Here is an 11,239-nt window from a genome sequence, read left to right on the forward strand (position 1 = left end):
GTAAGTGTTTACATCCTTAATTATGCAACGAAATCAAAATTGTCTGAATCTAATTTTCCGCTTTGTTTGTTTAAAAATCAGACATTTAAAAAGCTCCCTTGAAACAAGCAGCTGTGTGCTTGTCACAAGAGAGCTTTCTTTTACTATATAGATTAGTTATTATTTGAGAGAATTGTGGTTGCTTCCGTTCTAAAAAGTTGTGCTCCTTGTGCCGGTGTTATTTTTTTAAACAATATTTGTTCGGAAACGTCTTGTAATAATTTCACAACCTCATTACTGCCCAGAGGATCTGCTTTGTCCACTTTTTTGTTTGTATTTTTTACTTCATTTACGTAATCGAATACCTTTTTCTGAGCAGGAGATAAATCTTTTTCTATTTTCTGCACAACCTTCGTGGAAATGGGAACTCCTCTTTCACCTTTAATGACTTTATTTGCTTCAATATCATTTATAACGAAATTTATAAATTGGGCTGCTGCCTCTTTATGCTTTGAACTTTTTGACATCGAAAAAAGCATACTAGGCTTTACAGAAAGTCCCGCATCTTGTCCTGGTCCCGGAGGAGGCAAAAGCTCAAGCTGCCGGTTAGTTGCTTGTAAAAAGCCGATATACTGGTTGGAATATACCCATTGCATCGCAGACTGTTGTTTGACTAACAACTCATCTTCGATTCCTTTTATTTGTTCCGTAACATCCGCTCTAGGGAAGGCACCTTTATCAAGAAGTCTTATTTGCATGTCGAAATAATCAATAAACAATTGATCATCCTCATACCCTAATCCAGTTCCTGTTTTATTATATAAATTCATGCCTTTTGTACGTAAGAAATACGAGAAGAACACATCTGGTGACTTCATTCCGTTTGTACCATAAATACCTTTTTCTTTATGAACATGTAAAGCTATTTTCTCAAAATCACTCCATGTCCAATTTGCATTTGGCTTATTATCGGCACCTGAAGAAAGTAAATTTTGGTCAACGATGATGGCCGGCGCATTTAATCCTAAAGGAAAACCATACAAATGTTCATCGATTTTCCCCCCTGAGAGAATAGCTTCACTTATGGATTCTGTCTTAATTAGATTTTGATCAACATACGGTGTTAAATCTTCAAGCAAGTAATTCTCACTGTACGTTTTAAGATAAAGCATGTCCATTTGGACAATGTCTGGAAGTTGATTACCCGCTGCCATTGGAGCCAATCGTTTCCAATAATCATCCCAATTTGAATATATTGGTTCTACATTAATAGTTGGATATTTTTCCTCAAACAATTCAATTACTTCCAAGGTATAGTCATGCCGGGGTTTTTCTCCCCACCAGGCAATTTTTATGGTTATTTTCTCATTCCCTTTACTCTCGGCAGAATCTGTTAAATCGAAATCTCCACACCCACCAGCGAAAAATACCATTACTAGGGATAAAGTAGAAAACAATAGTTTTTTCATATTTTTTTCCCCTTTTACTCTTTTTACAGACCTTGTAAAGATTCTCTTTTATATTCTGATGGAGTAAAACCTGTATGTTTTTTGAATACCTGACTAAAATATTGAGGGTTTTCACCATAACCAATTTTTTCAGCAATCTCGAATACCTTTACATCATTTTCCTTCTCGATCATTTTTATGGCTAACTCAATTCTTAATCTTGTAATATAATTTGAAAACTTTTCTCCCGTTTCTTTCTTAAAAAGTTTTCCTAGATAATCGGCATTCATATATAACATCTCATTTGCAACCCAATGCAAGGATAAATTTTCATTCCCAATATACTTGTCAATCGTCTCGATAACCTTCTTAATTATCGTTGAATGTTTATTATTATTTTGATTAAAAAATGTTAGGGTGATTTCCTGGGCAACGCTTTCAAAAAAGGACTTCAAATTTTGAATGGTGTCTATTTCTAAGAGTAGATTTAATTTGGTTAAATACATATTCATCTCTTTAGGTTCACATAAACGGATCATCGCATTAAATAATTGAATGACATAAGACTTGGTTATATTGATATCAAGCCTTAACTCTATTAACTGATTAAAAAATGTCTCTATTTCTGCATTAACATCACACCAGGATCCGGATTTCACCAATCGGCAGAAGGTTTGGTCATCGTAATAGAACTCTAATTCCTCTGTTGGATTTTGATAGGCAATGTCTTTTTTGGTAATAACACCGCCTTCTCCTAAATAAAAACGATAAGCTAGACAGTCCAGTGCTTCACTATATAGTTTATTCGCGGTACTTATTTTCCCTGTATCGCTGATGGCGACCGTTGAATCTATTTGGTAATATTGAAAGAATGTTTTTTTAATCTTTTCGATTTGAGAGAGTAGTACAGAGTAGCTGCAACAATCCTCAAGGAGAAATAATATCGTTTCCCCAACCATGCAACTAAGAATATAGGAATCAAATATATGTTCAGCTATATTTTTTATAGCAAACATATGCTCAAATTCAAAATTCCCCTCAAGTTGAAATAAAACCAGCCTAACATTCGGTGTATGTAAATCTATGTTAAAAAGTTTTTGATAATACGCTAGATCTTTGTTTTCATAATGATTGGTTATAAATTCTTTCATCAGCTGTTCTTTTGCATAAGGCAGAACACTGTCTAGTGTTCCTTTCATATTTTGAATAAATTGTTCACGAATTTGCTTTTGTTGCAAATCCTCACAAATCTCTGTTATAGCATCCATAATTGAATTCTCATTACAAGGTTTTAATAGATAATGCTTCACCCCGTATTGCATTGCTTGTTTGGCGAAATCGAATTCACTGAAACCGGATAACAAAATAAATCGTATCTCAGGAAATACACTATTAACCTTTGCAACTAGCTCGAGACCATTCATTCCAGGCATTTTAATATCACTAATCACGATGTCTGGCTGTTGCTGTTCAATCATACTAAATGCCTCAATCCCATTTCTTGCGGTCCCAATTAAACTTGTCCCAATCGACTCCCAATTGATTACCTTTGACATCCCTTCGGTTATGATTCGTTCATCATCAACTAGCAATACTTTATACATGGTTCTCCCCCTTATCGAAAGGTAAAACAATGATCACTTTCGTTCCTTTATTAGGCTCGCTTTCAATTTCTATTCCGTATTTCTCACCGTAGGCCAGTTTAATTCTGTCATTAATATTCGACAAGCCTACCCCTTGTCCTCTTGTTTTTACTTCTCCTCTTTTTAACTTCTCTATAAAGGTTGACTCCATTCCGGGTCCATCATCTTCTACAATTAGTTTAATACTTTCTTTTTCTACTATTGAATAAACACTAATTTTACAAGGATCAATCTTCGGCTCTAAGGCATAATGAATGGCATTTTCCACAAGAGGCTGTAACGTTAGCTTCGGAATATAGAACCCGCCTATATCTGAATCTACCTCCATGTGAAAATCTAATCTTTCTTCGAATCTATATTTCTGAATTATCACATAATTACTCACAACATTAAGCTCTTCTTCAATCGTGATTAGTGGTTGTTTTAAGCTGATTGAATTACGCAATAAAAAACCAAGCGCTTCTACCATTCTAGAAATTTGTGTCTGCCCATTGCCTTTTGCTAACCAATTAATAGATTCTAATGTATTATATAAAAAATGAGGATTGATTTGAGCCTGCAGCGCCTTAAACTCTGTCTCTTTAATGGTTAGCTGTTTAGAGTAATTTTCATTAATGAGTTCATCAATTTGCTGGATCATCGTCTGAAAATTTTGCTGAAGTTTACCAACCTCATCATCCTGCATGATTGGCGTTTTAAGTGCATTCCTGCTTGCTTCCTTAAAATCTCCCACCTTTACATATTGCATGCTAGCTACAAGATTCTCCAAGGGAATGGTGATGTTCCTTGCAAATCGAATTCCAAAAATCGTTACAACAACAAACATGAGAATAAATATGATGACCAAAAATGTTTTTACCTTGTTGATATTCTCAAATATCTGATTAAAAGGAATAACGTTTAGGTAACCCCAATCAAAGTAGTTGGATTTAATGTGAACAAGGAAATAATTCTTTTTATCGATTTTTTTTATTTGATAACCTGAATCTACTTTTTCAGAATCTAAAGATATGGCTGCTTCTTTAAATAATGAATTCGTTTCTTTTGGAAAGATAATATTACTATCTCTAACAATTAAGAATTCACCATCCATTTTTCTAGAGCCTTCTAAAATGTTCGCTACCAGTTTGTCCATATTGATATAGATGACAATCGTGCCTAGGTTGTCGAAGCTTAAATTACGAAACTGTCTTATTTCGCGTGCAGTTGAAAATAAAAGGTCATTTTTTTCCGGGTTTAACCAAACATTACTTCCATTAGCCTGCATGGCCATTTTGGTAATATCTGCTTTTTGCGTAGGGGTAAGTTTTACTGTCTTGGGTCCGACTACATATTCTTCTCCATTTACATCTACTAAATTAATAGATTGGATATATTCTTCCTTATTTGCGTAGCTTGTAAGTCTGTCCAACATGTTCGTACGCATGCGAAATTTGTCGTATTCGGTACTGTCTTCACTGATTGATGATAGGTACTGCTGGATTTGGGAATCGGTCAAAATATTATAGGACAGTTCCTCTAAGTTTTTCAATTCGCTCTCGATACTATTAGAGGATGTACTTAAAACCTGTGAAGACTTACTATAAATCTGCTCATCGTAAATATGAAAAGCGTACTGTAATCCAAAAAAGGTAAAAGAAAACGATATAACCATTATCCAAGATACTAGTAGAAAAAGTTTATATTTAATTTGTAAGTTATGATAATCCATCTTTAATCTATCAAGTATCCTCTTCATTTAGGTTATTTCTCCATTGTTTATAGTAAGATACTGATTGCCTTGGTGGAAGCGCAGTCATTAGTGGGCAGTAAAAAACGTTTTCTTATATTAAAAATTCTTCGTAAAATTAATTAAATTTTATCATTTACTTCCTGTTTTTCATAGTGCTATTTGTTTATCCGGTATAAGGTTACTATCAATTCTAACTAAAAATAGCCCTCAAATGATGAGGGCTTCTCCGGGTTTATCCTGCATTTTGGTAAATAGTTGAAGTGTATAATTTCCAATCAGTAGTCTTCCATTTCCTTTTAAGAAGCATTTTGTAGTTTCTTTATTCTTGAAAAAGCAATAAAAGATGCCCACATTATTACGAATGATAAGATACTTCCACTGAATATTGGAATTAATCCAGGTATCGTTGTCATCAAAAGATAGACTGCAAAGCTTCCAATCACCATCAATACTGTCGATAATGGGTTCATTAGCATGATCACGAAAGCACATTTGATAACTTGCAGGATCCTTAGATCAAAATGAACTAACGTAGGAAAAACATAAAATAATGTTAAGACAAAGCCTAAAGCAAGCATCAGGGATGGGTAATACAATAGATTAATAAATCCGGTCGTATTTCTTAAAAAGAAGATATCAATATATAAGATGTAGCCTGTAATGGTAAGAATAAGCCCTAGGAGATTACTTTTGAAAAATTCGCTTTTATAAGATTCCCAAAAAGTCTTTAAGATTGGAATTTCATCCTTATCCATAAGTATTTTCCTAACGATTACAAACATAGCGGTTGTAGCTGGAAACAAACCAAATACGATTAAACCCAGCAATGAAAACGAAATCCATAAGATATTAATGTATGCTAATTTCATAATCCAATCACAAAGTCTGTAAAATCCACCTATGGCCCCGTTCATCTGCATAGATTTTTCCCCCTAAGTTTATATTTTTTAATTTACAAGTTTATACTTTTTTCGTTTCTGGTCTTAAAACAGCTCTGTGTACAGATAAATTTGCATAGGCTGCTTTCATAGGCGCCATCTGCCGCACGCCGATTTTTCCGCCGCCATAAATCGTTCCAAAGCTGACTCCATCATCTTCCCATTCCAGTAACGGTAAATCATTAATCGAAAACTGAACAATCCCCTCATATTTTACAAGTCTCATATGATAAGGGGCGATTGCATCCTCAACTGGCGGCAAGGGATCTGCACCAGCTGCAACTAGATGAAATCCATGGCTTTTGCGCAAATTACATGTACGAAAAGCCCGTTCATCTGGATGCTTATGCCTAAAGTAAGATAAATGCAGGGCATTCATTTCACCTGAATGATACTCAGGGTATTTCCCGTTTCTTACTGGCAAATTAGTGGAAAAAAGATCCTCTCCATACCTGCCGGTTGCTGCAAAAAATATCATACAAAGCCCCGGTTCTCTGACTGGATAAAATTCCCATTCAATGATAATTTTATCTGGAAAATCAATTGGACACCAAAATACCCAGTGAGCATCGTCCCCATATATATCAGGGTCTAAATCGTTTTCTAAATATAATAAATTATTTTCAAAATTAATTCTTGCCCTTCCTTCCAATTTCCAGCCTTCGATATCTCCTATACTCGAAAGCCGATTGTGATAAAGACACTCCCCTTTTTCAAATTGCTTATACATAGTTTCTTCTCCTTAGCCATCATTTTCTATTTAAAATAATATAGGGTGTTCAAGGTTTTCCAGCAACCATACTTTTTTGTATCGGCTAAATTAACGTGTTTTCAAGCCCTAATGGAGGTGCATATTACAAGAACATACTATTTACAAAAAAATGATGGTTCTAAACACTACCCATCATTTTCAACTTGTATATAATTATCCTTCTGATTAAGTTTACGGTATTGGCTTGGTGGAATACCTATTTGTTTTTTAAATATCCGATTAAAATAACTGTGTCTATAACCTACACTTTCAGCTATGTCGTTAATCTTAATATCCGTATTTATAAGTAGCTCCTTTGCTTTTTCAATTCTTAATTGTGTTAAATAATCGATAAAGTTAATTCCCACCATTTGTTTAAATGCCTTACTTAACGAATATGGGTTTGTACCTACCTCGTCAGCACAGCTTTCTAAGGAAATGTCATCCGCATAACTTTCCTGTATTTTGGCGACAACCTTTTCAATTACCCGTTTTAATTCAATATTCATTCGACCCTCTAACTTCTGAATAAACGGTCCTACCACATCTTGAGTAAACCATTTAATGATTCTCTCTGTATCACGAATTTGAGAAAGTTCTTCATACATATTTTTCCCTTCAAACAGTTCATGTGGATGTATCCCAGAATGGAGTATTTCATGCTGGATAGTACTATAAAGCTGCACAATCCCCTGATGAATATTGATTTCATTAATCCCCTTCTCCGTTAGTTCTTGTAAAAATGGTCTGATTAAATTCTCAACCTCTGCGGTATGTCCCATTCTTATCGCTTGGATAACTTCCTTTTCGATTGCAAATGGATAGTGGATTTGATTAATATGTTCCGATCTTTCATGCTCTTTAAGATCAATAACCTGATTACTATTTTCAAATATTCTAAAACGCTTTCCACTTCGAACTTCCTCAAAAATATAAGGAATTCTCTTAATACTATCGGTGGGTTCACTGATTGTAACCGTTACCTGCATATTCAATATTTCATTTACAGTTTTTGTTACTTTATCAGCAAATCTATGTAATTCCACCCTGAATGAATCAATGTTTGGATGGATTACTAGTGCCCCAACTGATAAATCCGTAAATTTTATTATATTAAACTGATCAAACATTTCGTTTGCCAGTTCCTCCATTATATTTGATGCAGTAAATGTAACAAGACTTTCATCATTATTTGAGAAACTATCCTTTGATTCGCCTAAACCTGTTAGTTGAATTTCCAGAGCTGTAAAAGATTTTCCTTCTAACTCCCAGCCATAATTCTCCATTCTTACCCGTAAATCTTCTTCCGTATTATGATATAAATATCCCTGTATTAACTGTAGAATAAAACTGCTTTTGATTTGTGTAATCTGCTCGACCAGACGGGATTGCAGCAGATTACTTTTTTGTGATAGATTTTGAATTTGATGTTCGATTATTGTAAAAACATCCCGGCCTTTACGTCTCCATAATCCCTCTTCTTCATGTCCTAAGGATTTTAATAGTTTATTAATCGGAGAATAAATACGATTTGACGTGAACCAAGATAAAATAAAAGCAAGAATAAGTGCGGATATACTTAAAATTAATATCAATCTGGAAACGAGTACTAATGGTGCCGTTATCGAAGACATCGGAGCAGCAGAAACATATGTCCAATCCGAATCAATCCTCGTAAATTTACCATAGGAGATAGAATACATTTTTTTATTATGTTTTACTTGGAATGATCCTTCAGTTTGTTTCTGGGTTTCTATTTCCGTTTTTAATATATTTAAAAAAGACGAGTCATTTGTGCTGTTTGAAGAAAGTATAATTTCTTTTTCGCCATTTAAAATGAATGTTGCCCCCTTATCATAAGGGGTTAGTGTTTTTAAAAGCTGAAGTGCTTTATTTTGGTCTATCGTTACAATCAATGAACCGATTGGATCCTTGCTTGTTGCAGGAATACTGTGTACAAATGCAAGCGTTTTCTTTTTAGAGCCTTCTTCTACTGGGTACTCTTCCCAATATAGTTTTTTACCCTTTTTTAAGCTCTCATGGTAAAAGGTCTTCGACTTTTCATCCAATACATTATATTCACTATTAAATAAAATTGGCTTTTCGCCTTCTATATATAAATCTACCTTTTTTATAAGATTATGACTGCCTTGTAATAACAAAAGTGTTTTAGAAATATCATAGGTTTCAGTAAACTGCCTAACAAAATCAATATTCCTTAATGATTCTCCAAATCTCGGCTCAAATGCCCAGTGTGAGGTAGAGTACTCCAAATATTTAAATTGTTCATCTATGTTATTTGCTCTTTGCTCAATTTGACTGGTATGTAGGACCCTTAATTCATCTTCTACTTTCCCAACAGCAAACCAATAAATACATAGGCCAGTGATCAAGCCTGGAATACTAGCAATCAGTAAAATTAAAATAAAGCTATTCCGGTGAAAACTGCCTCTCCATTGAAGTGTTTTTAGTTTAAACAATATTTTTTTAAATCCCACTATTACACCTCCAGATTTGATACATTACAATGATACGAATGTAAACAATTGTGTCATATATGTAACAAAAAATGAATGCGCTTTAATAAAGAAGTCGGAATTTTCACTAATAAAGTCGGAATATTATAAAAAACAAAGAACCATTTGCAAGAAATGACTATCTCATCCAAGTGCAAATGATCCTCTTAAATCCCATTTTCTATTATCCTTTAACTGAACCTAGAAGCATTCCTTTTGCAAAATGTTTCTGAAGGAATGGATAAACAATTAAAATCGGCAGCGTTGCAACGACTACCACCGCCAGCTTTAATGATTGATCGGGCGGTTCCACAAAGCTTGCACCCGCAGATGCTGCATCTCCAAGCTGTGCCTGTGATAGAATAATAATTTGCTGCAGCAGAACTTGCACAGGCCACTTAGCGCTGTCGGTAATATACAACAAAGCACTGAAAAAGTCATTCCATATGGCAACAGCGTAGAACAGAGCAAAAGTTGCAAGAACTGGCTTCGAAAGTGGCAGCATAATTCTCCAAAAAATACCAACCTCCGAACAGCCATCAATCTTTGCTGCTTCTTCTAATTCAATCGGTATATTTTGAAAGAATGTTTTAACGATAATTAAGTTGAAAGGATTAATTGCAAGCGGCAGGATTAATGCCCAATAAGAATCTAATAATCCTAACGACTTTACCACGATGTAACCTGGAATCATTCCCCCGCTGAAAAGCATTGAGAATACAATAAGATTCATAAAGAAGCTTCGGCCCATCAACGTTTTTCTTGATAATGGATAGGCCATGGAGAACGTAAAGAATAAGCACACCAATGTCCCTACTACTGTAACACCAATGGAAACCAGAATACTTCGAGTGAAGGTATCGGTTGAAAAGATATATTTGTAGGCATCGAGAGTAAACGTCTCTGGAAAGATAAAGAAACTTCTTCTCGTTAATTCTGCTTCTGTTGCAAATGAGCCTGCAATAATGTAAAGGAATGGGCAAATCATGATAATCCCAATGAGCCCCATAACAATAAAATTAAATACATCAAAAACTCTGCCACCAGGAGTATTGTGCATTTTTGGCATGGACATTCTGGCCACCTCCTAATTCATCATAAAACTTTAAAAAATTCCGTCCTGACCCATTTTCTTAGCCAATTTATTGGCTCCTAAAACGAGGACTACCCCTACAATCCCTTTAAATAAACCTACTGCGGTACTATAACTATAAGCCCCTTGGGTTATTCCGACAAAGTAAACATACGTGTCAAAAACATCTGCGACACTACGATTAAGGGAGTTACTCATCAGGAAGATTTGCTGGAATCCTGTGTCAAGAAAATTCCCTAGACGCAATATCAACAGAACAACAATCGTGCTTCTTACAGCTGGAAGCGTGACGTGCCATAAACGTCTCATTCTACCTGCACCATCTACAATGGCCGCTTCATATTGCTCTTTATCGACAGAGGCTAGTGCTGCTAAGAAAATGACTGTTCCCCAGCCTGATTCTTTCCAAATGATTTGTCCCATGATAAGCGGACGGAACCATTCCGGCGCTGAAAGGAAGTTAATTTCTTTCCCGTAGATAAGGGAGACGATTTCGTTGACTACACCACCGCTGGTTGTAAAAAAGATATACGTAATACTAGCAATAATTACCCAAGACATGAAATGCGGTACATAAATAAAGGTTTGCACTACGCTTTTGTACGCTTGAAGTCTTAATTCGTTTAATAGAAGAGCTAAAATAATTGGTGCCGGAAAAAAGAATACTAAATCCAGACAAGCTAGTATAAACGTATTTTCTAGTAATCTAAAAAAGTCCGGGTTCTTGAAGAAATCTATAAAGTTCTCAAAACCCACCCATTTACTACCAAATATACCTAAAAACGGAGAGTAGTCTTGAAAGGCAATGACGATCCCCCACATTGGAAGATATTTAAAAATAATAAAATAAGCCAAACCTGGAATTAATAACAGGTAGAGCCATTTATCTCTTTTCAAGCGCTGAAATTTGGTAATATCGGATTTTATTTCGACATTCGCTGTATTTTTTGCTGCATTATACCCTGGATCGACAGTTTCTACACTTTGTACTTTAAGGCTGTCCATACATTCACTCCTTTCAACATACTTTGGCTCTGTTAAATTGGTCTGTTGATTTGCGCTCCAGGCACTTCGCTTTCCGCAGGCGTTGCGGTGAGCCTCCTCGGCGCAAGCGCCTGTGGGGTCTCACCTGCTCCGTA

Annotated in this window: 8 protein-coding genes; all 8 read right to left on the reverse strand. The window is 35.2% G+C overall.

Translation table 11 applies throughout. The annotated features are described in order from the left end of the window. Window positions 1-152 precede the first annotated feature (152 nt). Complete coding sequence (locus tag QFZ31_RS12135; protein ID WP_307303197.1) at window positions 153-1,448, reverse strand: ABC transporter substrate-binding protein; 1,296 nt, start codon at window positions 1,446-1,448, stop codon at window positions 153-155. A 23-nt stretch (window positions 1,449-1,471) separates the two neighbouring features. Continuing rightward, window positions 1,472-3,031 (reverse strand): response regulator transcription factor, encoded by a 1,560-nt coding sequence (locus QFZ31_RS12140; protein ID WP_307303198.1) that lies wholly within the window; start codon window positions 3,029-3,031, stop codon window positions 1,472-1,474. Beyond that, window positions 3,024-4,808, reverse strand: a complete 1,785-nt coding sequence (locus QFZ31_RS12145) for a sensor histidine kinase (protein ID WP_307303200.1) — start codon at window positions 4,806-4,808, stop codon at window positions 3,024-3,026. The genes QFZ31_RS12140 and QFZ31_RS12145 overlap by 8 nt, the downstream gene beginning before the upstream one ends. Window positions 4,809-5,098: 290 nt before the next feature. Next, complete coding sequence (locus QFZ31_RS12150; protein ID WP_307303202.1) at window positions 5,099-5,722, reverse strand: YesL family protein; 624 nt, start codon at window positions 5,720-5,722, stop codon at window positions 5,099-5,101. A 40-nt stretch (window positions 5,723-5,762) separates the two neighbouring features. Next, window positions 5,763-6,470, reverse strand: a complete 708-nt coding sequence (locus tag QFZ31_RS12155) for a DUF1961 family protein (protein WP_307303203.1) — start codon at window positions 6,468-6,470, stop codon at window positions 5,763-5,765. 167 nt (window positions 6,471-6,637) lie between these two features. Continuing rightward, window positions 6,638-8,989 (reverse strand): AraC family transcriptional regulator, encoded by a 2,352-nt coding sequence (locus QFZ31_RS12160; RefSeq protein ID WP_307303204.1) that lies wholly within the window; start codon window positions 8,987-8,989, stop codon window positions 6,638-6,640. Between the two features lie 202 nt (window positions 8,990-9,191). Then, a complete protein-coding gene (locus QFZ31_RS12165) occupies window positions 9,192-10,076 on the reverse strand; it encodes a carbohydrate ABC transporter permease (RefSeq protein ID WP_307311559.1) in 885 nt (294 codons plus the stop codon). 36 nt (window positions 10,077-10,112) lie between these two features. Continuing rightward, window positions 10,113-11,105, reverse strand: coding sequence for an ABC transporter permease (locus QFZ31_RS12170; RefSeq protein ID WP_307303205.1), 993 nt, complete (start codon window positions 11,103-11,105; stop codon window positions 10,113-10,115). Window positions 11,106-11,239 lie beyond the last annotated feature (134 nt).

It is taken from the genome of Neobacillus niacini (genome assembly GCF_030817595.1).
Taxonomy (GTDB): Bacteria; Bacillota; Bacilli; order Bacillales; family Cytobacillaceae; genus Neobacillus; species Neobacillus niacini_G.

Bases quoted from the DNA above. Each gene is read 5' to 3' on its own strand.
- QFZ31_RS12135 (WP_307303197.1), bottom strand. From the start codon at position 1,448: ATGAAAAAACTATTGTTTTCTACTTTATCCCTAGTAATGGTATTTTTC.
- QFZ31_RS12140 (WP_307303198.1), bottom strand. From the start codon at position 3,031: ATGTATAAAGTATTGCTAGTTGATGATGAACGAATCATAACCGAAGGG.
- QFZ31_RS12145 (WP_307303200.1), bottom strand. From the start codon at position 4,808: ATGAAGAGGATACTTGATAGATTAAAGATGGATTATCATAACTTACAA.
- QFZ31_RS12150 (WP_307303202.1), bottom strand. From the start codon at position 5,722: ATGCAGATGAACGGGGCCATAGGTGGATTTTACAGACTTTGTGATTGG.
- QFZ31_RS12155 (WP_307303203.1), bottom strand. From the start codon at position 6,470: ATGTATAAGCAATTTGAAAAAGGGGAGTGTCTTTATCACAATCGGCTT.
- QFZ31_RS12165 (WP_307311559.1), bottom strand. From the start codon at position 10,076: ATGCCAAAAATGCACAATACTCCTGGTGGCAGAGTTTTTGATGTATTT.
- QFZ31_RS12170 (WP_307303205.1), bottom strand. From the start codon at position 11,105: ATGGACAGCCTTAAAGTACAAAGTGTAGAAACTGTCGATCCAGGGTAT.